Origin of the sequence: Novosphingobium sp. CF614, from assembly GCF_900113255.1 — a bacterium.
GTDB lineage: Bacteria > Pseudomonadota > Alphaproteobacteria > Sphingomonadales > Sphingomonadaceae > Novosphingobium.
The window spans coordinates 1-21452 of the sequence record NZ_FOOR01000006.1 but is presented as its reverse complement, the minus strand read 5'-3'; the positions used below and the strand labels follow the sequence as shown (position 1 = coordinate 21452).

Genomic DNA, 21452 nt, shown 5'->3' with positions numbered 1-21452 from the left:
GCGGCATGCGCGAGTGGCTCGTCGAGAAAGGCATCGCGGAGAGCCGCGCGATCCTGGTCGACGGCGCCGAAGTGCTCGCCGCCCGGCTGCAATGGCCGGGCCGGCTCGCCGCGGGCGAAGTCGCGGACGCGGTGCTGGTCTCCCGCCGCGCCGGATCGCCGCGCGGCACGGTTCGCTTCACGTCCGGCGAAGAGGCATTGGTGGACGGCTTGCCCGCGCCCGCCAGCGAAGGCGCGCCGGTGCGTGTCCAGGTCACGCGCGCCGCAATGGCCGAAACCGGACGCTACAAGCGCGCGCAGGCACGCCCTTGCGACCTGCCCCCGCGCCCGGCGCCGTCGCTGGGCGAATCCCTGCGCGCGCAAGGCCTGCCGGTTCGAACCCTCCGGCGCTTTCCCGATGACCCTTGGCCGGACATCATCGCCGAAGCGCTCGACGGTGTGGTCGCTTTCGAGGGGGGGATGCTCGTCGTCACGCCGACTCCGGCGATGACATTGATCGATATCGACGGCACCCCGCCCCCGCGCGTCCTGGCGCTTGCCGCCGTTCCCGCGATCGCCTCCGCCATCGCCCGGTTCGACCTTGCCGGTTCGATCGGCATCGATTTTCCGACGCTGGAACGCAAGGAAGACCGGCGCACGGTGGACGAGGCGCTGGCTGCCGCGCTGGGCCCCTGGCCGCACCAGCGCACGGCCATGAACGGATTCGGCTTCGTCCAGCTGGTGGCCCGGCTGGAACGGCCGTCGATCCTGCAACGCGTCCGCACGGACCCGGCCGCCGCCGCCGCGCGCCTGCTTTTGCGCCAGGCGGAACGCGTTCGCGAACCCGGTGCCCTGCTGCTCACCGCGCACCCGGCGGTGCTGGCGGCGCTCGCCCCGGAATGGGAAGCCGAACTCGCCCGCCGTACCGGCCGCGTACTGCGATGGCGCGAGGATCGCGGCCTTGCACTTGGCGGCGGATTCGCGCAGGCCATCGCACCATGACCCGTTCCGGAAGAAAATGCCCCCTCTGCGGCAAACCGCGCAGCGCCGAACATACCCCGTTCTGCTCAAAGCGCTGCCGCGACCGCGATCTCCTGCGATGGCTGGACGATGGATACACCCTGCCCGGCCCGCCCAGCTTTCCGGAGGTTCCTGAAGAGGACTGATTTTTGTCCCGGTCGGAAGGCGATTAAGGGGTTGCCAAGGCCCGCACGCTTCGCCATAGGCCCGCCACCAACCGCTCGCCGGTCCCCCCCAGGGACCGCCGCCGACGCGACGCCCGGGTAGCTCAGTTGGTAGAGCACATGACTGAAAATCATGGTGTCGGCGGTTCGATTCCGTCCCCGGGCACCATCACTCCCTCCGCGATAGTCCATGCACCGGTGAAAATCGACTGTCGCGAAGGAGGCGAAATCCGAATCAAGACCACCTCGTCCTGAGCCAGCCGAAGGGACGCTGGCACGGCGCCAAGGTCAGCGACGTGCACGGGCCATATCTCCTTGCGGCCCAGCGGCGCCCACTGCTGGTTCCTGGACGGCGCCGCCGCTCAAAACCGCCGCGAGAGCGAGAGGCGCCAGCTGCGTGGTTCGCCGATGGCAACGCGCGTGTAGTAGCTTGCTTCGGGGTAATAGTGCTTGTCGAAAAGGTTATCGATGTTCACTGCCACTCGCCAATCGGCGAGCCGGTAGAAGATTCCGGCATCGACGATCACGTAGCCGGGAAGCCGGAAGGCCGCGTCGTTCGTTCCGTCGCCGTCAGCGTCATAGAATGACGACGTGTCGCCCACCTTGTCGCTGTTCCACAGCAGCGCCAGGCTGGCCCCGAGCCCCTTCAGCGCGCCCGCCTGCAACTCGTACTCGCCGCGCACGTAGAGGTTGTGGTGCGGGACGTTACCGAGCCGCGTGCCCGAAGGAATGTCGTTGTCCCTGGTGATCTTGGCGTCGATATAGGTATAGGCGAGTGACAGGTTGGCGCCGCGCGCCGGCGACCACGCGGCCTCCATCTCGAAGCCTCGACTGCGCTGCTCGCCCGTCACCACGTAGTAACCCGCGTGCAGTGGATCGGCCGTTGGCACGTTGGTGCGCGTCAGCTGGAACACCGATGCAGTCGCCGAAAAGCCGCCGACATTGACCTTGAGGCCGGCTTCGATGTTCTTGCCGCGGCCATTGGGAAGCGCGGTGCCGTCGAACGATTCCATCCAGCCGAACTGCGGCGAGAACGAGCGCGACCAGCTGGCATAGAGCGCCACCTGGGGCGTAATGAGGTAGTTGGCACCGATGCGCGGCGAAAAGTCGTTATCCTTCTTGCCGTTGGTGACGAGCCAGTCCCAGCGACCACCGGCAGTGATGAACAGCTTGTCGCCCAGGCCGATCTGGTCCTGGACATAGACGCCGGACTGATGGCTCTTGCTGTCGGAGGAATAGGCGAAGATCGGATCGTGGATCAGCGGCCTGGTATAATCGGGATCGAGATAGTCGAGGGTATTGACCGTGACATCATAGTTGCCGCCATCCTCGTGCGCCGCGCTGCGAAGCTGGCGATAGTCATAGCCGACCAAGATCTGATGGCTGAACGGGCCGGTGTCCAGCTTGGCGGAGACGCGGCTGTCCACCCCGAAGGCTTTGTCGGTCTGGTAGAACGGCCCATACAGGTCGATGCCGAAGATGTGGCCCTGCTGCACGCCGTCGATATAGCCACTGTCGACGAAGGCATCGGCGAACACCCAGTTGTTCCAGAAGGTTTCGGCATGGGTGTAGCGCAATGTCTGCGTGAAGCGGATCGAATCGGTGAAATCATGGTCGAAGATGTAGCCGATCGACTTGTAGTCCTGGTTGTTCACCACCTTCTGGTCGCCGATATAGTTGATCGGAAACGCATAAGGGATCGGTCCATTGGCGTTGGGCAGCACGGTGCCTTCGGCGGGCAGCGGCGACCAGGGGTTGTCATGATCGCGCTGCCAGCGGCCGAGCACGGTCAGGTGCGTGTTCTCTCCGATGACCACCGTCAGCGCGGGAGCAACGAACAGCCGGTTCTTGCCGGCATGTGCCACGAAATCGTCCTGGTCGCTGTAGAGCGCATTGAGCCGGAAGAGAAAGCGGCCATGCTTGTCCAGCGGCATGTTGGCGTCGACCCTGCCCTCGACGAGATCGTAGGAGCCCGTGGCGACGCCCGCAACGAGGAACGTGTCCTCCTGCGGCCGCTTGGTGACGAGGTTGACGATGCCGCCGATCGGCGCCGAGCCGTAGAGCGAGGATGCCGGGCCCTTGAGGACTTCGACGCGCTCGAGCCCGGCCAGCTCGTAATTGGTGCCCGCGACGCTGCTGGTGATGAGTCCGTCGAGATAGAGACTGTCGTAAGCGGTGTCATAGCCGCGTATCGTATAGGCGTCGTAATAACCGTAAGTGCTGCTGCGCGAGACACCCGCGACGCTGCGCAGCGCGTCGTTCAGGTCGGTGATGCCGCGATCGCGAATTTGGTCGGCCGTCACCACCGAAATGGCTTGCGGCGTGCGAATGAGCGGCGTGTCGAACTTGCTGATCTCGCCTTCCACGAAGGGCTGCGCCGTCACGACGATGGCGCCGGAATCCTGCTGCTCGGTCTCGGCGAAAGCCGCGGGAGCGACCGTCAGCGACAGGCAGATGGCAGTGGTCGAGAGCAGATGGTGCATGGAAGTCCCCCCAGTTGTCGGGCGATCCCGCCGGGGTCGCCTGAAAAGCAGCGGCTGAATAATGCGAGTCAGTTGCATTAGCAAGTCTTGCGGACGTGGTTTTGGCTGGGTATAGCCGGGGGCATGAACCTCGAACTTCGCCCACCCTTGTGAAACCGCGGATGTCACCCATGGCGCGCAAATGGACCAGGATCGGCTTCGCCGGTCCGGGGGCCGCGATCATCGCGCTCGTGATTATGGCGGGGATGACCTTGTGGGTGCCGCGCGGCACCGCCGGGATCGATAACCTGGTCCTGCCGCTCGTCCTCGCCCCCCTGATCTGGGCCGGGCTGTTTTTCCATGCCTGCCTCGATGCGAGACTGGGCCGGGTTGCGGGAGTGGCCCTGGGCCTGCTCGCACTGCACACCGCCCTGCTCGCGCACCAGTTCCTTGATCGGCCCTCCCCCGCAACATCCGCCAGCGAGGCTCACGAATGATCCATCTTCCCAAGGATGAGACCAAGCTGATGGTCGCGATCCACGGCTGGTCGGGCATTCTGCTCGGCCTGGTGCTCTACGCCGTGGTGATAACCGGCATGGCGGCAGTCTTCGCGGAGGAAATCGGTGCCTGGTCCGCGGGACATGTCGAGACGCGTTCGGCCTTCCAAAGGCCTATCGACCGATCGCTACGCCAGCTCGCCGCCCGCACCCCTCGGGAGTTTCAGGACGATGTCGACATCTTCGAGATCGGCGATCACAATCTCGGCGTCTTCTTCCACCGCCACGAGATCGCGCCGAACGGCGAACTGATAAATCGCGGCGTCTACTATCAGCTCGATCGTGAGGGACGCGTCGCCGACGAACAGCACGGCACCGGCAAAGAGGTGTTCGGCCCGCGCAACGACGATGCGCTGAGCAGCTTCCTGGTCGATACCCATGTCCGCCTGCATGTACCCGACCCCTGGGGGCTGCTGCTCACCGGCATCATGGGGCTGGCCATGTTGACGGCCGCCCTGTCGGGCCTGCTGATCCATCGGCACCTGTTCAAGGACATCTTCACGCTGCGGCGCAAAGCCAGTCCGGTGCTGGTCGACCGCGATCGTCACAGCGTGGCCGGTACGTGGAGCCTGCCGTTCGCCTTCGTCCTTGCCTTCACCGGCAGCTTCTTCTCGTTCTTCGGCACTGTCGGCGTCCCGATCGTCGCGATGGCGGCATTCGGCGGCGACCAGCAGGCGTTCAGCGAAGCGGTCTTCGGCCATCCCGGCACGCCCGATCCGCGATCGCAACCGATCGGCAACCTAGACCGCATCGCCGCTGATGCAATCGGTCGCACCGGAGCCCCGCCCACGTTCATGACGATCGAGCATTTCGGCCGGGCAGACTCCGCCGTCACCACCTTTCATTCGCCGAAATCGGGCGATATCGAGCCTGTGACGCTGGTCTATCATGGAGCCACCGCGACTTTCGATCGGACGAAACCGTTGATCGGCAGCCGGCCTTCGGCAGGCGGCACGCTGGCAGCGATCATGGCTCCGCTGCATTTCGGCAATTTTGCCGGAATGCTGTCGAAGGCCGTCTGGTTCAGCCTGGGTTTCGCGATGTGCTACGTCACTTTGACCGGCATCCGGCTCTGGCTGGCGCGACGCCGCGAGCGGCAGCGCTCGCTGGACTGGCTCGAACGGGCAGTGACGGTCGTCGGGTTCGGCCTGCCTTTGGCCTTGCTCGTCGCCGCAGCGGCGTTCCTCCTCTCCATGCCTCTCGGCTCGGCGGTGTTCTGGACGCCCGCCGCCTTCCTGGCCGCATCCGGAGCGGCGATCCTGGCGGGCATCATGGTCCCGACCCATGCCCTGCTGGCGCGCATGCTTCAGATCTCGATTGGCGTACTGCTCATGGCGCTGCCGATTGTCCGGCTAGCCGGCGGCGGACCGGGCTGGCCGGCGGCAATCGCGGCCGGTCAACCCGCGACGATGGCTCTCGATTTCGCCATGCTGCTGGGCGGAACCTGGACGCTTTGGCATATGCTGGCGCACCGCCGCCGGCCGGGCCCGACGGATGACCCAGCCTTGCAGTACGCCGAATGACTCACCTTCCGCTTCTCGCCGCGACCGCGTTTTCGCTCGCGACCATCTTTTGGCTGTGGCGCGGCGATCCCAAACGCCGCCGTGTCGCTGGGCTGCCGCCTATCAAGGGTCACGGCACGACCGCCCGGCGGCTCGCGTTGGTCGCGATCCTGCTGCCCGGGATCGGGCTCGCGGCCCTGGGGGACAGTGCCGCCTTCCTGATCTGGCTCGGCGGCTGCGCGATCGGGGGATGGCTCGTCGCCCAGATACGCTACCGAAGCGACGCTTGAACGCCCGTTGGGGCCAGGCGGCGCCCTGCAATATGCCCAGCGCAGCAGCAGTGCCCTGGCAATTTTTCCGAGGGCCGGGATCGGACCTCCTGCTCAAGCCTGCCTAAAAGGCATGACTCAGGAAGGTGTCCGTGTCCCGGCCATAGGGCATGCCGAAGGCAGCGCCTTCGCGGCTCACGGACAGCGCGGCGGCGGCGCTTGCCCTGCTGATTGCCTGTTCTTGTGACGCGCCTTGGGCCAGTCTCGCGACCAGGTTCCCGCAAAAACAGTCGCCCGCGCCTGTCGTATCGACGACATCCACCTTGTGGGATTCCGAAAAGCGCCCTCCCCCACTGCTCACATGCAGGATTCCCCGACTACCCTGAGTCACGATGATCGACTGCCCCGGGCGAGACAGGAGCGCCATGGCCGCCGCTATTGCCGCTTCTGCATCCGCGAGCGAGTATCCCGCATAGCTCTCCAACTCGCTTTCATTGACGATAATGATATCGCAGAGGTCGAACAAGCCGTGGGCATCGGCGCATGCGGGTGCCGCGTTCAGAACGCAAGTCGCGCCCTCGGCCCGCCCACGGGCAAAGAAGGCTTCGACAGTGCGCACCGGCACTTCCAGTTGCGCAAGATAGAAGGGCGCGGAAGGGGCTTGCGTGCAATGGTCCGAGGTGACGCGCTGGTTTGCCCCTGCCGCCACCACGATCGTGTTTTCCCCGGCGCCGTTTACGACAACATAGGCCATGCCTGTTGGCGCATCGGCGCGGAAGATGGCGTCGGTCGCGATATTTTCGCCGCGCATGAAGTCAATCAGGGCGCTACCGTTCGCGTCATCGCCCACTACACCCACAAAGGCCACGCGTGCGCCCGCGCGCGCTGCCGCCACGGCCTGGTTGCCGCCCTTGCCGCCGGGGGAAACGGCGATCCGGTCACACAGCAGGGTCTCGCCCGGTCGCGGAAAGTCGGGGACGACCAAACCAAAGTCCATATTCAGGCTGCCCAGAATGACGATATCAGGCGCGGTGCCCATTCATGACTCCATGAAACGTTTCACTACCTTCAAGTGGATATCTTCTCGCGGTTGCATAGCAAGCCCTTGGCTGGCCGACTGAACCAGGGGGCTTGCGAGGGTGCTGCAATGAAAAGAGTGACGCTGAAGGACGTGGCGAAGGTTGCGGGGGTTTCGCTGGCGAGCGCGTCCTATGCCGTCAACAAGACCGGACGATCGGTCAGGTCATTCCCCACATCACCAATCCATTCTTTCCCGCGCCCGTCCAGGCGGTAATCTAGCGTGCGCGTGAAGAGGGCTTCAGCGTGTTCGTAACCGATACCTCAGAGGCTGACCGAAAAGGAATTTGGGTGATATCAGTGAGATGTGATTCAGTCGTGTTTGCAAGACAACGGCGGAATGACACATGTGGACCGATATCACCCGGCGGCAGTATGCCAGAGCCGAGCTGCTTTTGCCCAGCGATTTGACGGATGCTGAGTGGGCGATTTTGGAACCGCTGCTGCCGCCGCGCGGGAAACTTGGCCGTCCGCCGGTTTGGGATTACCGCCAGATTGTGGAGGCGATCCTGTATCTGCTGCGGGGCAGGTTGCCGTGGCGGATGTTGCCGCCGGGGCTGTTCCTGCCCATGATCACGGTGCAGCATTATTTCTACCGCTGGAGCGCGATGGGCCTGTGGAAATCGATCAACCACGCCCTGCTGCTGATGACCCGCGAAGCGATGGGTCGGGAGGCCTCTCCCAGCGCGGGCGTCATCGATAGCCTGTACCCTATGATAGATTCGAAGGGTGAGCAAAGGCGCCAAAGCGCCCCCCGTTGTCCATCATAACGGGAGAGATCGAACGCTCGGACTGCCGGTAGAATAGCCCATAGCTGGTATCCTCGGGAAAGTGAGACCTTTAACGCCTTTCAGGCGGGTCTCACTTTCCCGAGGATACCAGCTATCGAGCGAGTCGATGGCTGAAGCCCTTCCCGGCTCAAGCCGGGAGTTTGATACCGAAGGCGGGACAATCAAAAAATCAGGCAAGGTGGCCGCCGCCGGATGGATACCCAAAGAATATCCATGACCGGGTCGCTATGAATGTGACGCTGGAGCAAGGAACCCGAAATCCGGTTCAAGACCCGCTCCGCATCTTCGGCTTGTTCGAGTGGGGCTCCTTGTGTTCGAGCCTTGTGATCAGGCGCTCAGCGAAAGGGGTTTTGCCTCGGTGACGACGCGGTTGCGGCCTGCGCGCTTGGCTTCGTACAGGGCGGTATCCGCCACCTTGAGCAGCATGGTCCCTTCGCGGTCCATGCCCGGATCCCAACTGGCGATGCCGAACGACATCGTGATCGAGCCGAGAGTCCGGCCGCCTTGCTGGACCGTGATCTCGCTCACTGCCTGGCGGATTTCCTCGACTCGGGCCATCAGCACGCTTACCGCGGTATCCGGGGCGATGACGATGAATTCCTCGCCGCCGAACCGGCAGATGACGTCGCCGTCACGGAACCGGCTGCGCAGTTCCGCAGCCACCGTCTGCAAAACGGCATCGCCGGCATCGTGTCCGAACTCGTCGTTGAAGCGCTTGAAGTGGTCGACATCGCACATGACCAAGGCAAGCGGGCTTCCCGACCGGGAAGCGCGGGCGATCTCGAGCGCCAGCGTCTCTTCCATGTAGCGCCGATTGAACAGGCCGGTGAGCGGGTCACGGATCGTCTGCTCGCGCAAGCCGCGCTGGAGACGGTGATTGACCAGGGCCGAAGCGATGTTCTCGGTGAGGACGGCGAGCCGAAAGCGGTTTTCCGATCCGATGACACCTTTGAGATAGAGCACGCCGATCACTTCCCCACCGGCAAGCAGGGGCTCGCAGTGGTAGTGATGCGTCTCGTCCGCGGTGTGGGCGCAAACGATGTCCGATCCCGGTTCCACGACGAAGTGACTCTGCCCCCGGCGCAGCGCCCAGCATTGTTCCGGCGCGAACCCGGAAGGATCGACGGCCAGGCCGCCCCAGGCGGCGACGGGGACAAGGAGATTGCGCGAGTTGTTGTGCGCATAGAGCGCGCCCGGGATATCGTGCAGTACCCGCGGTACGAAGACACGAATGATGGAGGCGAGCTCCTCATCCGTGCGCGCCGCCTGCATGCGATGCGCCATGCCACCCAGCAGTTCGATGACTTCGCCGCGCTCACGCAGGACGGCGGCATTCTGGCTGAGTTCGAGATTGGCGACACGCAGCCGCTCCTGGCTGTCGATCTGGTCGGCGACCGCCGCCTGGAGCTCATCCGCCATGGCATTATAGCCGTTGGCGAGACGCTCGAACTCGCGCGAGTTCATTCTCGCCGTGACGCGGGCGGCGCGGTCACCGGCGCCAAGCTGGCCCATCACCGTCATCATCGCCTCGACCGGTTGCCGAATTCCACGGATCAGCACGATCGCGACGAGCGCGAGCGCGATCATCGTCAGCGGGGTGCCCGCCAGCACCAGCCAACGGATCAGTTTCAACCGCCGTTCCACCGCATCGAAGCGCGATTTCGCCAGCATGCGCTCTTCGTTCACGAAATCGTCTATGCGGACACCCACAAGCTCCATGAGATCGCGCCCCTGCCCTGTCGCCGTCGAGGCCTGGGCGCCCGCGAAATCCCCCGATCGCGCCAACCGTACCGTCTCTTCCAGGATATTTGCCCGTTCGGAGACAAGCGCACTGATCTGCTTGGCGCGCATGTTCTGCGCAGGGTTGTCGGCAGTGAGATGCACGAGGTCCGAGGCTTCGCGCTTCGCGCCGGCAATCTCCACTTCGACGGACCTGGCGAACGCGGGGTCGCGGGTCAGCGTGAAACCGCGCTGCCCCGATTCGGCCACTCGCAGATGACTGAGCGAGCGGTTGGCCGTCTTCAAGACCTGGGAAGAATGAGTGACCCACGCCAGGTTGCCATGCATTTGCGAGGACATCTGGAGCAGGAGGCCCGCCAGCAATGCCGTCAGCAGGCACAGCAGGCTGCACAGGACCACAATCCGCCTGGACAAGGATCCGACCACGGGAATCTCCTGAGTTCCGTTGGGTCAGGGCTTCGGTCAATCATCCCTACAATGCAACATAAATTACTTGTTTTATCGTAGGGGAACCAATGCGCGCATCGATCGCGTGCCGGGGCGCTGCCGACGGAAGCGACGGTGTTTCGGTTGCGAACGCCAGCCAGATCCAACCGGCGCAGATGGCGGATGGCCGTGCAACGGCTCAGGCACCTTGGCCAATGAATCAAAAATGGCGAGGAATTCCGGCTGTTCAGGAAACGACGGCCCCCCGGTGTTCACCGCTCGATCCGCAGACCGGTAAGCTGGATCGCCAGGACAAGCCCCAGTATGATCGCCGCCCAGATCAACGCTAGCCTGAACGCGCGCGCCATGCCGAGCCCGCGCAGCGCGGCGCTGCGGGTCGCCAGGACCAGGCATCCGATCACCGTGATGATCGAAACGATCGTTGCCGCCTGGTTCATGGTTCCACCACCATTCCATCGAAGCCGACCTGGACGTGGCCGGGCACTTCGCGGCTTACCGTGACATAATCCATGCTCTTGTCGAGATGCGTGAGCACCACCGAACGGACCCGCGCAGCCTCGGCCAGTTCAAGCGACATGGCCAGATGCGCATGGGTGGGATGCGGTTCACGGCGCAGACAATCGACGACAAGCAGGTCGCACCCATGGCACAGGTCCACCATGTCCCTCGTCGTCTCGCTGAAATCCGTCATATAGCATACGGATTTTCCATCACATTCGAATCGAAATCCGGTAGATTGCGCGGGCCCGTGCGGCATCTGCACGTGATCGACCCGGAAGCCCTCGCAGATGCGCAGGGTATCGAGATTGTCGAGCGAGACGAGCGTGGGATAACCGTGCTGGCCGGCGAAGACATAGCCGAACCGCTGACGCATGCGCCGCACCGTCTCTGAAGCCGCGTAGCCGGGGATCGGTCCCGCGCGGCCGTATCGCAGGGGCCGCAGATCATCGATGCCATGGCAATGGTCGGCGTGATCGTGGGTCCAGAATACCGCATCGATGCGGTGAACGTCGTTGGCGAGCAGCTGGCCGCGCAGGTCGGTGGGCGTATCGACGAGTATCCGGCTGCCCACCGCGCTTTCGAGCAGGACCGCTACTCTCGTGCGGCGGTTCTTCGGCTCGGTGGGATCGCACAGTCCCCAGTCGGCCCCCTGTTCGCCGCCCAGACGCGGCACGCCGGTCGAGGTGCCGCAACCCAGAATCGTCAGCTTCACGCAGCCGCCTTTCGGAACAGCGCGAAGAAATTGCGGGTCGTGGCTTCGGCCAAGTGCTCGGGTGTAGTGCCCCGCAGCCGCGCAACGAAGCCCGCGGTGTCCGCCGTATAGGCCGGTTCGCATGTCCTGCCGCGATGCGGAACCGGGGCCAGGAACGGCGCATCGGTTTCGACCAGCAAGCGATCCTCGGGTATCCCGGAGGCTACAGCCTGCAAGTCCTTGGCATTCTTGAACGTCACGATCCCCGACAACGAAATCGTCAGACCCAGATCAAGAACCTTGCGGCCGAATTCGGCGCTGGCGGTGAAGCAATGGATAAGGGCGGGGAAGGCCCCCTTCCCCATCTCCTCCTCAAGGATCCGCGCGGTGTCAGCCTCGGCATTGCGGGTATGGACGATCAGCGGCAGGCCGGTCTCACGCGACACGGCGATGTGAGTGCGGAACAAGGCCTGCTGAACGCCGCGATCGGATTTGTCGTAATAGTAATCGAGCCCGGTCTCGCCGATGCCGATCACTTTGGGATGGGTGGCCGCTTCAAGCAAGGCTCCCTCGCCCAGATCGGCGTGCTGGTCGGCCTCATGCGGATGGATGCCGATCGAGGCCCAGACATCGGCTTCGCGCGCAGCCGTGCCAACAACCTTACCCCATTCGCGCTGACGGGTCGAAATATTGAGGAAACCGCCGATTCCCGCCTCGCGGGCACGGGCCAGCACACCTTGCTGGTCCTCCACCAGGCCTTCGTATTCCAGATGGCAGTGGGAATCGATCAGCATCAGGAACCGGTTTCCATCGGAGCTTCCTCCGGCAGTTCCAGGCGGGGGAACACCCCCACCGGCTTGCCCACCCGGAATCCCGTTTCGACGAGCTTGCCGAACCAGCGCGCGTCTTCGAGTGCCACATAGCGGCGATTATCGGCGGCCTGTCCCATCTGGTCAAGCAGCGCGTCGATCGCGGTCGGCACCACCGGGCGCACGGCAATGGCAAGATCGCGCACGGCGCGGAACAGTGCCATCAGCACCGCTTCCATGCGCGCCGGATCGGTCTTGCGCAGCGCCCAGGGTGCCTGCTCGTCGACATACTGGTTGCAGGCAAAGACGGCGCGCATCCACGCCTCCAGACCGTCGGAGAAGGCGAGGTCGGCAAAGCTCCGCCGCAAGCCGGAGATCCCTTCGGACACCGCCTGGAACAGCGCGATATCGGCGTCGGTCTCTTCCGATCCAGTCTTAAGTAAACCATCCATATTCTTGAAGATCATGGATAGACTGCGCTGGGCCAGATTGCCGAAACTGTTGGCCAGCTCGGCATTGGCGCGCGTCACGATGGCTTCGGGCGAATAGGAACCGTCCTGCCCGAACGCAACCTCGCGCATCAGGAAATAGCGCAGCGGATCGACCCCGTAAGTATCGGCAAGGCCGATCGGGTCGGTGACATTGCCGAGCGATTTCGATTCCTTCTGCCCGCGATTGAGCAGGAAGCCGTGCCCGAACACCTGCCTGGGCAGCGGCAGGCCGGCGCTCATCAGGAACGCGGGCCAATAGACCGCGTGGAAGCGCACGATGTCCTTGCCGATCAGGTGCAGGTCGGCCGGCCAATACTTCGCGTAATCGCCGCCCTCGTCAGGAAAGCCCAGGCCGGTCAGGTAATTGGTCAGCGCGTCGACCCAGACGTACATGACATGCCCGGTTTCGCCGGAACCATCGCTGCCGGGCACCTTGACGCCCCAGTCGAAGCTGGTGCGCGAGACCGAAAGATCGCGCAGGCCGCCCTCGACGAAGCGCAAGATCTCGTTCCTGCGGCTTTCCGGGCGGATGAAATCGGCCGAAGCGTAAAGCTCCAGCAGGCGGTCCTGGTATTGCGACAAGCGGAAGAACCACGATTCCTCCACCGTCCATTCAACGGGCGTGCCCTGCGGCGAAAGCTTCTCGCCGCCCTCACCTTCGACCAGTTCGCTCTCGTCGTAGTAGGCTTCGTCGCGAACCGAATACCAGCCTTCGTAGCGGTCCAGATAGAGATCGCCGTTGGCCTCCATGCGCCGCCACAGTTCCTGCGAGGCGGTGTGATGGCGCGGCTCGGTGGTGCGGATGAAGACATCATAGGCGACATTCAACTTGTCGCACATGTCGATGAAATACTGCGACATCTGTGCCGCCAGCGCGGCGGGAGTCATCCCCAGGTCGCGGGCTTTCTGGGCCATCTTGAGCCCGTGCTCGTCGGTGCCCGTCTGAAAGCGCACGTCATCGCCTTCCGCCTTGCGGAACCGGGCGATGACATCGGCGGCGATGGCTTCGTAGGCGTGGCCGATGTGCGGCTTGCCATTGGGATAGCTGATCGCGGTGGTAATGTAATAGGGCTCGCCCATGCGGCGTCGCGCTTTCTCTTCAGGTGTCTCTAGCGAGCGGCTTCTCTAGGCATCGCGGCCGAGGCCAGCAACCCGCCAATTTCCATTATGAGGAGCCCGGCATCGAAATTGTAGGTCGGCGCCTGCGTGCTGAGCCGGGTCAGCGTACCGTGCGCCTCGATGATCCGCAACTGCCGCGAGCGCGCGGCATTCGCCAGTTCGGCCACCAGCACGCTGCGCGCCAGTTCCAGCGCGGCCATCTGCCGTTCGCGCGCCGGCCGCGCGCCCATTTCCTCGGCCAAGGCACCGCGCAAGTGAAAGTCGGCGTCGCCTTCTTGGAGAATGCGCAGCATCAACCGGTGGATAGTGCCAAGATCCTGCTCGACGAAGTTGAGCGCGATGCCGGGCGATCCCCGCGAGGCCGCGATCGCCGCCGCCCGCGCTTCGGTGTCCGCCTGCGGCACGTCGCGGCGGATCACGGCGTCGAGTTCCTCGGGCCGCAAAGCGGCGAAGCGCAGGATTCGGCAACGCGAACGGATCGTCGGCAGCAATCGGCCAGGCTGGTGGGTGACGAGCAGGAAGTAAGTGCCGCCGGGGGGCTCCTCCAGCGCTTTCAGCAGGGCATTCACCGCGCTCTTTTCCATGTCGTCGGCCGGATCGATGACGATCGCCCGCCTGTCGCCCATGGTTGGCTTGGTGACGAGCCGCCGGATCATCTCGCGTACCTGGTCGACCGTAATGTTTCGCTTGGCCTGGTAAGGCTTGCCCTCCGCCTTCTTCTTCGCCTCGTCATCGTTCGCGGGCAGATGCTCCAGGATATGAATATCGGGGTGCGCGGCCGCTTCGGGCAGCTTTCCGCCCGGTTCGCGCACCAGCTCGGCGGCGGCGGCGCGGGCGAAGGCGCGCTTGCCAAGTCCCTTGGCGCCAGAGAGCAGCCAGGCATGGTGCATGCGCTCGGAAGCGACGGCGGCAAGCCACTCCTGCCAGGCGGCCTCCTGACCAATGAAGGACTTGCCGCTTTTCATCCCGCCTGCGCCAGGAGCGGGGCAAGCGCGGCCAGCACACGGGCCTGCGTCTCTTCCGGCGTACCGTTGCCGTCGATCCGCGCGAAACGCCCGGGCTCGGCATCGGCAAAGGCTGCAAAGGCCCGGGCAACGCGCGCGTGGTAAGCACTATCGCGCCCACCGATGCGATCGGAGCCCTGGGCGTCGCGCAGCGCCAGACGGGCGGCCGCGATCCCAGGCAAGACCTCCACCAGCAGGGTCAGGTCCGGCAGGAGGCCCCGACTGCCGATCGCATGGAGCGCGACGATGTCCGCATCGGAAAGCCCGCCACCGCCGCCCTGGTAAGCACGACTCGAATCGAGGAACCTGTCGCACACCACCCAGGCGCCGCGCGCCAGGGCCGGCTTTACGAGCTGCTCGACGTGATCGGAACGGGCTGCGGCGAACAGCAGGGCCTCCGCGCGGGGATTCCAACCCGGCCCCTCGTCGCCGGGAGCGCCTTCGAGCAGCAGCTTGCGGACCGCCTCGGCGCCGGGCGTGCCGCCGGGCTCCCGGGTCACGATCACGTCGATACCGCGCGCGCGCAGCGCCTCGGCGAGAAGCCGGGCCTGCGTGGATTTTCCCGCTCCCTCCCCGCCTTCCAGCGCGATGAATCGTCCCTTGGTCATGAAAGCAGGTTGATAAGCCCGTTCCTGAGCCTGTCCAGCGCGCCGGCCTTGCCGACGTCGCGCCCCGCGTAGAGTGGCACCCGGCCGGGCGCCAGCCCCTGCACGCGGATCTCCAGCTCGCCCACTTGCTCGCCCTTGCGGATCGGCGCCACCAGCGGCCCGCGATAATGGACGACCAGCGTGATCGCCCGCGTGTCGCCGCTCGGAAGCGTGGCATGGACCTCACGGTTGGCCACCAGCGGCAGGCTCAGCGCATCTCCTTCCTGTACGCGCGCGCGCGCGATTGGTTGCCCCTTGTCGAACAGATGGCGCGGAGCCCAGGCGGAAAACCCCCATTCGAGCAGGGCCCGCGCGGCGGCATCGCGCACGGGTGTGGTCGGCGATCCCGCCAGAACCATCACCAGCCGGCGTCCATCGCGCTCGGCCGTGCCCAGGAAATTGTAGCCGGCCTCCCGGGTGTATCCCGTCTTGATACCATCCGCGCCCGGCACGACGCCGACCGTCGGATCGTGGCTGCGCATCGCCACGTCGCGCCAGTACCAGTGCTTGTGGCCCGAAAATTCGCGGTAAAGCCTAGGGTAGCGCATAACCATCGCATCGGCGAGCTTAACCAGATCGCTGGCGGTCACGTAAGTACGGCCGTCGTCCATCCAGCCGTTGGGCGTGTTGTAACGACTGCGCGTCATCCCCAGTCGCCGCGCCGCGTCGTTCATCTTCGCCGTCCAGGCCGGAACGCTGCCGGCATGGCCTTCCGCCAGGACGATCGACGCATCGTTGGCAGAGGCGGTCATGATGCCGTGGAGCAAGTCTCGAGTGGTCGGCCGATCGTTGACGGTCAGGTACATGTTGGTGCCCTTGGCGAACCACTCTTTCTCCGTCTCGGGGCGCTCGACGAACACCCGGTCAAGCGACAGGCGCCGCGCACCGATTTCCTCGAACGCGACATAGGCGGTCATCACCTTGGTGACGGAGGCGGGCAGGAACGGGGTATCCGGGTGGCGTTGTTCCAATACCTGGCCCGAACCGAGATCGACCAGCAGGCTGACCGGGATCGGGGCGAGTTCCGCCGGGGGAACGGGAATGGCGGCGCTTACGGCGCTCGCCGGAACGGCAAGCGCCAGGGCAAGCTTCACGATCGACTTCAAGGCCGGCGACTTCAAGACCCGTGTTCTCCTGCGCTCCTACCGGCGCCCTGCATGCGCGGAGCCGGCTCTTTCGATCAGTCCGCAGGCTGGATTCGCGCGTCCCTATAACCCGCGTTCCTGGCCTTCTCCAGCGCCGGCGCGGCTTTTGCACGGTTTGCGAACGGGCCGAGGCGGACACGCCAGAGCTTGCCGGCCCGGCTGATGCCGCCGTTCAACTGAGCGGCGACCTTGCGGGCATTGGCTTCCACCGAGAATGCCGCGACCTGGACGAAAAACGCTCCCTTCGGCACTGGCGCGGCCGCGATCGAAGGCGTCAGCGGTTTTCTGCTGGATACGGCAGGCGTGGGGGCCGCCACCGGGGATGGCGCAGGCGCCCTTCCGGGTGAGTTCGGTGCGATTTCCACTGGCTTTGGCGCTGGCTTGGCGATCGGCGAGGCCGGCGTGCCGGCCGGCATCGAAGGCGGCATCGAGGGTGGCGGCTGCAAGGGGGACTGGTCGGCCAGCTTTCGCCGCAAGACCTTGAGCAGCCCATCGGGCGTTTCCATCCGCTCCGGAGCGCGATCACCCGCACGCAGGATCGCCCGCTCCTGCTCGGGCGGATTGACCCGCCGCACCCGGACCGGCGAACGGCCGCCCGGCACCAGCCCAAGCTGGGTCGCGGCGGCGGAGGAAAGCTCGATCAGCGTATCGTTGAACATCGGCCCGCGCCGTTCCAGCCGCACCAGGATGGTCTTCCCGGTATCGAGCGCCGTTACCTCCACATAGCTCGGCAGGGGCAGCGTCTTGTGCGCGCCGGTAACGCCGACAAGGCCTGCCTCCCCGATGCTCGCAAAGCCGACCGCGTCGTAGTTGAGCTGGTCGATGGGCGTCCACACGGTGCTGCCGATGGTAAAGGGCTCGCCTACCACCACCGGATAGTCGGCGGCGGGCCCGGTGACCGGCGGGGCCGACAGCCTCGCCTCACGGTCCCGGGCACCGGCTCCGCCAGCCCCCAGCAGCATCAGCGCCGCGAGCGACAGGGCGTGATTAACGGGCAATTTCATCGGCAAGGAGCCCCACGGACATGGCGTAGTAGTTCGAACAATTGTACTGGAGGATGACCCGATAATTACCGGTTAACAGATAAGCCGGCGTGCCTGGCCCGTCTGGTTGAAACAGCGAGGCCAGCACGTCGCTTGCGATCGGCGCCAGCGGCGAGACACCCAGCGAGCGCCATTCCGAGACGGTCTTCCACTGCGAGTGGCGGGCATGGACCCGCCCGCAGCTGGGCGCCGAAAGCTTCGTCGCATAGGCAGGGACATCGAAGCCGGACGGCAGCGCCGCCCTGACACCCCAGGGCTGTCCCGGCCGCCAGCCGGCATCGCGGAAGTAGTTGGCGATCGAGGCGATGGTATCGGCCGGATTGGCGAAGATGTCACTTTTGGCATCACCATCGCCATCCGCCGCCAGCCGCAAGTAGACGCTCGGCAGGAATTGCGGATAGCCGAAGGCACCCGCCCAGCTGCCCTTGAGCTGCGCCCTGGGAATGCCGCGATCGACCATCTTCATCAGCGCGATCAGTTCGCCTTCGAACAAGGCGCGCCGGCGCCCTTCCCATGCCAGGGTCGCCAGCGAACGGGCAAGATCGAAATCACCGGTATAGCTGCCGAAATTGGTTTCGTGCCCCCAGATCGCGAACAGCATCGGCGCCGGTACGCCATAACGCCGTTCGATCTGCGGCAGGATCGACGACAGGCCGGCATGGCGCGCCCGCCCGCGACCGACGATCGAGCCATCCACATGCTGCGCGATATAGGGCGCGAGCGCAGGCGGCGTGTTCTGGCTGCCGGGTTGGGCGGTATCGAGTTCTATCACCCGTTGATTGGGGGTCAGGCCGCCAAGAACCCCGGCAATCGCCGCTTCGCTCACCCCTTGGGTGCGGGCATGGACGGCGACGATCTGGAGATAAGCGGAAAAGCTCTCCTGCTGCGCGTCCGCCTGCATCGGGGGCAAGGGGATGATGGCAAGACAGACAGCCAGCAGCGAGAGGCGCGGCGCCTTAAGTTTGGGGGGTAAAGTCATCGTCCGCGAATTTCGCACAAACCGCCGGGCTTGCAAATGGCCAGATCACCAGGCTCACGAACAGCCGCCGCAAGCGCCGTTCCCTTCACCGATCCGAACCCCCTTGCGCCATCGGCACATTGAGCTATGCGCGGAAACGCACCGGCAGTCAGGCAAAAGCACCCTTCTGAACCGGTACGGAAGCGTGGCCGAGTGGTTGAAGGCTCCAGTCTTGAAAACTGGCATACGGGCAACTGTATCGTGGGTTCGAATCCCACCGCTTCCGCCAGTTGTTCCAGCAATGGCTTCGCCTCAGCGCCAGATTTGGATGCAGTGAGAGCGCCGGATAAACGCGGTTGAGTTGCAGCGGCATCGCCGAACACTTTTGTGTGGGTTCAATGGCGCCGATATGGTATGCTAATCATAGCTGACGTCGAATTGCGGCGGTTTTCGGTGGTATTTGGTCTTTTGCGTGGGAAGAACTTTCCTGCCCTTCCTCCTTTTGCGACGATTTCCTTTCACTTGACGACTTGACGCACGACCGCCGTCGCCTTTGCGCGTGCCGGCAATACCGTTTCTTGAAAGGAAACAGACATGCCGATCGGCACCGTGAAATTCTTCAATACCGACAAAGGCTTCGGCTTCATCGCTCCCGATGGCGGCGGCGACGACAGCTTCGTTCACATTTCCGCCGTCCAGAGCGCGGGCATGCAGGCGCTCGAGAAGAATCAGCGCGTCTCGTACGAAATCGAAGTCGGACGCAACGGCAAGGCTTCCGCCGTCAACCTTCAGGCTGCCTGACCCGGGATGCCCCCTGGGGGCGGGCCCTGCCTGTCCCCGGTTCCCTGACCTTCGCCGGGAGTTGAACAATGGCCTTGAACCGTGATTTTTGTGAAGCCCGTGCACGGGAGGCCGCCGTCGCGGCAGCGGATGCGACGCTTGAGAACGTGCGCGAACGCGCGTTGCGGTCCGAAGCGGCCTGGCGCGCCATGTCCGAGCGCATCCTGGAAACGGAAAGGGCTCGCGAAGCCAAGGAAATCGCGCGCGCCGCTAGCTAGCGCCAAGTCCGAATCCTTCGTCGTTCCCGCGAGTTCAGCGGGGCGGCCGTCGAAGTCGAGGTGGTCATTGCTTGAACGATGGGACGGTGGAAGCCGCCACCTGGCCCGGCTTTCAGTCTCTGCGGAGCCGATCGATGTCGACAAGCGCAGAGGCTTTTCCCCGTCACTGCCTTGTACGGCGTGTGTCAGCCTCCTTTCGTTTGCCGAAGCGCGCGAAAGGAGAGGCTGGGACTGTCTTTAATCGACCATCGCGGCAACGAGGTGCCGCAGGTCTTGGATGGTAAGCATTCCGCGCGTCGCATTGCCGAGGGGAATGGGGGGCTTCCCACATGGGGAAGCGGCACTGTTCTTGGGTCGGCGCGATGCGCCCACGATATTCGTATTCATGGTATCCTGTGAATCGCGGCATCCTGCCGCTCTGGTCTATCTTCTGAAATTGCCGCGTTTGCGACCGGGCCCGCCTGTCTGGCCGGGCGTGCGCTCGCGAAAGACGATGCGCCCTTTGCTCAGGTCATAGGGCGTCATTTCGACATGCACCCGATCACCCACGACCGTGCGGATTCGAAACTTGCGCATTTTGCCGGCAGTGTAGGCAATGATCTTGTGCTCATTATCGAGCAGGACGGCAAAGCGTCCGTCAGGCAGGATCTCCTCGATGGAGCCTTCCATCGTCAACAGTTCTTCTTTGGCCAATGTATCCTGTCCGAAAATGCGTTGCCCCATGCCGGCCGAGCATAAGCGGCGGCAAGCCATGAGAGCCAGGCAGCTAGAAATGGGAGGCAAAACTGCAAAGCGCAGCTGTAAAAATCCCGTCGCAGGCGACGCAGCGAGCACGACATAGGGATGATCGCCGGAAAATGCAATCTGCCACTGTCCGTTCCTGGCCGATCTCCGCCGTCTCGGCAGGGCCTGCTAGCCAGACATGCCGATGATCCCTATATATGGATTATTGCCGACAGGTTTTCGCACGCCGGTAACTGAGAGACCATCGGGCTCCCGCATTCAGGAGAGCCAATGTGGACCTCAATCAGCTTCTCTTTCACCATCAGGTGGCTCTGATCGAAAACGCCGCAGCGCGCTGTGAAGCCTTGCGGCAATCGCGTTTCAATCTCTTCGCGCATTATGAACGGCGGATCGCCCGGCTGCGACGCGAAGCGGGGCTGTTCAAGCATCCAAACTGGTTATGAGGCGCCTCGCCGGGACCGACGCCACGCACTTGCGTCATCATCGGATGACGTTCTCCTCCATCGGCCGCCAATGGGATGCCTGCCCGCGGGACTCCGACCATTGCCGCAGGCGCGATGAAGTCTCCCGGCTGGCGTTCCTGCTGCTCGGCGGCCGACGCGCCGCCTACGACTTCCTCAACACGCCCTGCGCGGGGCTGGCGGGAATGCCGCTGAAAATAGCCATGACCTCGGCACTGGGGCAATTGCAGGTCAGCCTACTCATCCGCCGCCTGGCGATAAAGCCGCATTCACCCCATGCCCAAGGATAACCGCATGTCAGACACCGATGAAGAGACGTCGAGACCACCCGCCAAGAACAATTATTTCCGACGCTCGAACAAGCCCAAACTGCCGCCGGATGCCGCCAGGCGCCAAGGGCTGGTGACGAAGCTCGCCCTGGAAACGCTGGGCAACAAGGAAGAGGCGATCGCCTACCTCAATCTCGACAGCATCCGGTTGGGCGGCAGGCCGCTCGACCTTGCGATTTCGACGGTGGAAGGATTCAGGCAGGTCGAGTTGGATCTGGCCGCGATCGGTTCGGGGAACCCGCAGTCGACAGCGCTTGGCAATTGAATGGACTTTCGGGGGCACGCCGGTGCCCCCGAAAACAGCCGACCAAACTCGGACCGCAGCCAGCGACGGCTTCACGCTGTCGCTGGCTGCGGCCTGTTATGGAGGAGGTGGTTGACGACGGAGGGGTCGGCGAGGGTGGAGGTGTCGCCGAGGTTGGCGGTGTCGTTTTCGCCGATCTTG

At 64.4% G+C, this 21452-nt stretch carries 23 protein-coding genes, 2 tRNA genes and 1 pseudogene; 13 read left to right on the top strand and 13 right to left on the bottom strand.

What is annotated here, in order from left to right:
* Window positions 1–5 precede the first annotated feature (5 nt).
* The 3 genes from BM052_RS08740 to BM052_RS08730 all read left to right on the top strand — a co-directional run bounded on the left by BM052_RS08740 (window position 6) and on the right by BM052_RS08730 (window position 1331).
* On the top strand, window positions 6–980 hold the full coding sequence (locus tag BM052_RS08740; protein WP_091145654.1) for a ribonuclease E/G family protein: 975 nt from the start codon (window positions 6–8) through the stop codon (window positions 978–980).
* Entirely contained in the window at window positions 977–1144 is a 168-nt protein-coding gene (gene yacG, locus BM052_RS08735; RefSeq protein ID WP_091145651.1) for a DNA gyrase inhibitor YacG, read from the top strand. The genes BM052_RS08740 and yacG overlap by 4 nt, the downstream gene beginning before the upstream one ends.
* A 111-nt stretch (window positions 1145–1255) precedes the next feature.
* Window positions 1256–1331 (top strand) — tRNA-Phe (locus BM052_RS08730).
* Between the two features lie 193 nt (window positions 1332–1524).
* Here the strand turns inward: BM052_RS08730 and BM052_RS08725 are convergent.
* Entirely contained in the window at window positions 1525–3645 is a 2121-nt protein-coding gene (locus BM052_RS08725; protein ID WP_177198405.1) for a TonB-dependent siderophore receptor, read from the bottom strand.
* A gap of 170 nt (window positions 3646–3815) precedes the next feature.
* Between BM052_RS08725 and BM052_RS08720 the strand changes: the two genes are divergently transcribed.
* Genes BM052_RS08720 through BM052_RS08710 form a run of 3 tightly spaced genes read left to right on the top strand, consistent with a single transcriptional unit; the run spans window position 3816 to window position 5973 of the window.
* On the top strand, window positions 3816–4121 hold the full coding sequence (locus BM052_RS08720; RefSeq protein WP_255406041.1) for a hypothetical protein: 306 nt from the start codon (window positions 3816–3818) through the stop codon (window positions 4119–4121).
* Window positions 4118–5704 carry a PepSY-associated TM helix domain-containing protein gene (locus BM052_RS08715; protein WP_091145644.1) on the top strand — a complete coding sequence of 529 codons (1587 nt, stop codon included), beginning with the start codon at window positions 4118–4120 and terminating at the stop codon, window positions 5702–5704. Before BM052_RS08720 ends, BM052_RS08715 begins: the two co-directional genes overlap by 4 nt.
* Window positions 5701–5973, top strand: coding sequence for a hypothetical protein (locus BM052_RS08710; protein WP_091145642.1), 273 nt, complete (start codon window positions 5701–5703; stop codon window positions 5971–5973). Before BM052_RS08715 ends, BM052_RS08710 begins: the two co-directional genes overlap by 4 nt.
* Before the next feature lie 103 nt (window positions 5974–6076).
* Here BM052_RS08710 and BM052_RS08705 read toward each other — a convergent pair whose 3' ends face one another.
* Window positions 6077–6991 (bottom strand): ribokinase, encoded by a 915-nt coding sequence (locus BM052_RS08705; protein ID WP_091145640.1) that lies wholly within the window; start codon window positions 6989–6991, stop codon window positions 6077–6079.
* Window positions 6992–7376: 385 nt separating this feature from the next.
* On the opposite strand from BM052_RS08705, the pseudogene BM052_RS08695 reads away from it, so the two are divergent.
* Window positions 7377–7733 (top strand): annotated as a pseudogene (locus tag BM052_RS08695) (transposase); the annotation flags it as partial.
* Window positions 7734–8147: 414 nt separating this feature from the next.
* Here the strand turns inward: BM052_RS08695 and BM052_RS08690 are convergent.
* The 10 genes from BM052_RS08690 to BM052_RS08645 form a co-directional block, all read right to left on the bottom strand.
* Window positions 8148–9986: a diguanylate cyclase gene (locus BM052_RS08690; RefSeq protein ID WP_255406040.1), complete on the bottom strand. Its 1839-nt coding sequence runs from the start codon at window positions 9984–9986 to the stop codon at window positions 8148–8150.
* 272 nt (window positions 9987–10258) lie between these two features.
* Window positions 10259–10444: a hypothetical protein gene (locus tag BM052_RS08685; RefSeq protein WP_091145637.1), complete on the bottom strand. Its 186-nt coding sequence runs from the start codon at window positions 10442–10444 to the stop codon at window positions 10259–10261.
* On the bottom strand, window positions 10441–11220 hold the full coding sequence (locus BM052_RS08680) for an MBL fold metallo-hydrolase (protein WP_091145635.1): 780 nt from the start codon (window positions 11218–11220) through the stop codon (window positions 10441–10443). The genes BM052_RS08685 and BM052_RS08680 overlap by 4 nt, the downstream gene beginning before the upstream one ends.
* On the bottom strand, window positions 11217–11993 hold the full coding sequence (locus tag BM052_RS08675) for a TatD family hydrolase (RefSeq protein WP_091145633.1): 777 nt from the start codon (window positions 11991–11993) through the stop codon (window positions 11217–11219). Before BM052_RS08675 ends, BM052_RS08680 begins: the two co-directional genes overlap by 4 nt.
* Window positions 11993–13579 carry a methionine--tRNA ligase gene (gene metG, locus BM052_RS08670; RefSeq protein WP_091145631.1) on the bottom strand — a complete coding sequence of 529 codons (1587 nt, stop codon included), beginning with the start codon at window positions 13577–13579 and terminating at the stop codon, window positions 11993–11995. Before metG ends, BM052_RS08675 begins: the two co-directional genes overlap by 1 nt.
* Before the next feature lie 29 nt (window positions 13580–13608).
* Window positions 13609–14583 carry an AAA family ATPase gene (locus tag BM052_RS08665; RefSeq protein WP_091145628.1) on the bottom strand — a complete coding sequence of 325 codons (975 nt, stop codon included), beginning with the start codon at window positions 14581–14583 and terminating at the stop codon, window positions 13609–13611.
* Window positions 14580–15230 carry a dTMP kinase gene (gene tmk / locus BM052_RS08660; protein WP_091145626.1) on the bottom strand — a complete coding sequence of 217 codons (651 nt, stop codon included), beginning with the start codon at window positions 15228–15230 and terminating at the stop codon, window positions 14580–14582. The genes BM052_RS08665 and tmk overlap by 4 nt, the downstream gene beginning before the upstream one ends.
* A complete protein-coding gene (locus BM052_RS08655; protein WP_369821512.1) occupies window positions 15227–16390 on the bottom strand; it encodes a D-alanyl-D-alanine carboxypeptidase family protein in 1164 nt (387 codons plus the stop codon). The genes tmk and BM052_RS08655 overlap by 4 nt, the downstream gene beginning before the upstream one ends.
* Window positions 16391–16449: 59 nt before the next feature.
* Window positions 16450–17418 (bottom strand): SPOR domain-containing protein, encoded by a 969-nt coding sequence (locus BM052_RS08650; protein ID WP_091145623.1) that lies wholly within the window; start codon window positions 17416–17418, stop codon window positions 16450–16452.
* Entirely contained in the window at window positions 17402–18436 is a 1035-nt protein-coding gene (locus BM052_RS08645; RefSeq protein WP_091145621.1) for a lytic murein transglycosylase, read from the bottom strand. Before BM052_RS08645 ends, BM052_RS08650 begins: the two co-directional genes overlap by 17 nt.
* A 178-nt stretch (window positions 18437–18614) precedes the next feature.
* On the opposite strand from BM052_RS08645, the gene BM052_RS08640 reads away from it, so the two are divergent.
* The 3 genes from BM052_RS08640 (at window position 18615) to BM052_RS08630 (ending at window position 19473) form a co-directional block, all read left to right on the top strand.
* Window positions 18615–18704: transfer RNA gene (locus BM052_RS08640), tRNA-Ser, on the top strand.
* Between the two features lie 305 nt (window positions 18705–19009).
* Window positions 19010–19216: a cold-shock protein gene (locus tag BM052_RS08635; protein ID WP_091145619.1), complete on the top strand. Its 207-nt coding sequence runs from the start codon at window positions 19010–19012 to the stop codon at window positions 19214–19216.
* 68 nt (window positions 19217–19284) lie between these two features.
* Window positions 19285–19473, top strand: a complete 189-nt coding sequence (locus BM052_RS08630; protein ID WP_091145617.1) for a hypothetical protein — start codon at window positions 19285–19287, stop codon at window positions 19471–19473.
* Between the two features lie 423 nt (window positions 19474–19896).
* Here the strand turns inward: BM052_RS08630 and infA are convergent, their stop codons facing one another.
* Window positions 19897–20166: a translation initiation factor IF-1 gene (gene infA / locus BM052_RS08625; protein WP_091146041.1), complete on the bottom strand. Its 270-nt coding sequence runs from the start codon at window positions 20164–20166 to the stop codon at window positions 19897–19899.
* A 323-nt stretch (window positions 20167–20489) separates the two neighbouring features.
* Between infA and BM052_RS19875 the strand changes: the two genes are divergently transcribed.
* From BM052_RS19875 to BM052_RS08615, 3 genes are read left to right on the top strand one after another with little or no spacing between them, the layout of a single operon-like run.
* The gene (locus tag BM052_RS19875; RefSeq protein ID WP_177198404.1) at window positions 20490–20660 is read left to right on the top strand and encodes a hypothetical protein; all 171 of its coding nucleotides are present in this window, start codon (window positions 20490–20492) and stop codon (window positions 20658–20660) included.
* Window positions 20657–20968, top strand: coding sequence for an antitoxin Xre/MbcA/ParS toxin-binding domain-containing protein (locus BM052_RS08620; protein ID WP_091145614.1), 312 nt, complete (start codon window positions 20657–20659; stop codon window positions 20966–20968). The genes BM052_RS19875 and BM052_RS08620 overlap by 4 nt, the downstream gene beginning before the upstream one ends.
* A 4-nt stretch (window positions 20969–20972) precedes the next feature.
* On the top strand, window positions 20973–21272 hold the full coding sequence (locus tag BM052_RS08615; RefSeq protein WP_091145611.1) for an antitoxin Xre/MbcA/ParS toxin-binding domain-containing protein: 300 nt from the start codon (window positions 20973–20975) through the stop codon (window positions 21270–21272).
* Window positions 21273–21452: the final 180 nt, after the last annotated feature.

Excerpts from the sequence above, each read along its gene's own strand:
- BM052_RS08725 (WP_177198405.1), bottom strand. The coding sequence starts at position 3,645 with ATGCACCATCTGCTCTCGACCACTGCCATCTGCCTGTCGCTGACGGTC.
- yacG (WP_091145651.1), top strand. The coding sequence starts at position 977 with ATGACCCGTTCCGGAAGAAAATGCCCCCTCTGCGGCAAACCGCGCAGC.
- BM052_RS08740 (WP_091145654.1), top strand. The coding sequence starts at position 6 with ATGCGCGAGTGGCTCGTCGAGAAAGGCATCGCGGAGAGCCGCGCGATC.
- BM052_RS08665 (WP_091145628.1), bottom strand. The coding sequence starts at position 14,583 with ATGAAAAGCGGCAAGTCCTTCATTGGTCAGGAGGCCGCCTGGCAGGAG.
- BM052_RS08710 (WP_091145642.1), top strand. The coding sequence starts at position 5,701 with ATGACTCACCTTCCGCTTCTCGCCGCGACCGCGTTTTCGCTCGCGACC.
- BM052_RS08615 (WP_091145611.1), top strand. The coding sequence starts at position 20,973 with ATGTCAGACACCGATGAAGAGACGTCGAGACCACCCGCCAAGAACAAT.
- BM052_RS08635 (WP_091145619.1), top strand. The coding sequence starts at position 19,010 with ATGCCGATCGGCACCGTGAAATTCTTCAATACCGACAAAGGCTTCGGC.
- BM052_RS08715 (WP_091145644.1), top strand. The coding sequence starts at position 4,118 with ATGATCCATCTTCCCAAGGATGAGACCAAGCTGATGGTCGCGATCCAC.
- BM052_RS08645 (WP_091145621.1), bottom strand. The coding sequence starts at position 18,436 with ATGACTTTACCCCCCAAACTTAAGGCGCCGCGCCTCTCGCTGCTGGCT.
- BM052_RS08705 (WP_091145640.1), bottom strand. The coding sequence starts at position 6,991 with ATGGGCACCGCGCCTGATATCGTCATTCTGGGCAGCCTGAATATGGAC.
- BM052_RS08620 (WP_091145614.1), top strand. The coding sequence starts at position 20,657 with ATGAGGCGCCTCGCCGGGACCGACGCCACGCACTTGCGTCATCATCGG.
- BM052_RS08630 (WP_091145617.1), top strand. The coding sequence starts at position 19,285 with ATGGCCTTGAACCGTGATTTTTGTGAAGCCCGTGCACGGGAGGCCGCC.
- BM052_RS08685 (WP_091145637.1), bottom strand. The coding sequence starts at position 10,444 with ATGAACCAGGCGGCAACGATCGTTTCGATCATCACGGTGATCGGATGC.
- BM052_RS08650 (WP_091145623.1), bottom strand. The coding sequence starts at position 17,418 with ATGAAATTGCCCGTTAATCACGCCCTGTCGCTCGCGGCGCTGATGCTG.
- BM052_RS08720 (WP_255406041.1), top strand. The coding sequence starts at position 3,816 with ATGGCGCGCAAATGGACCAGGATCGGCTTCGCCGGTCCGGGGGCCGCG.
- tmk (WP_091145626.1), bottom strand. The coding sequence starts at position 15,230 with ATGACCAAGGGACGATTCATCGCGCTGGAAGGCGGGGAGGGAGCGGGA.
- BM052_RS08675 (WP_091145633.1), bottom strand. The coding sequence starts at position 11,993 with ATGCTGATCGATTCCCACTGCCATCTGGAATACGAAGGCCTGGTGGAG.
- metG (WP_091145631.1), bottom strand. The coding sequence starts at position 13,579 with ATGGGCGAGCCCTATTACATTACCACCGCGATCAGCTATCCCAATGGC.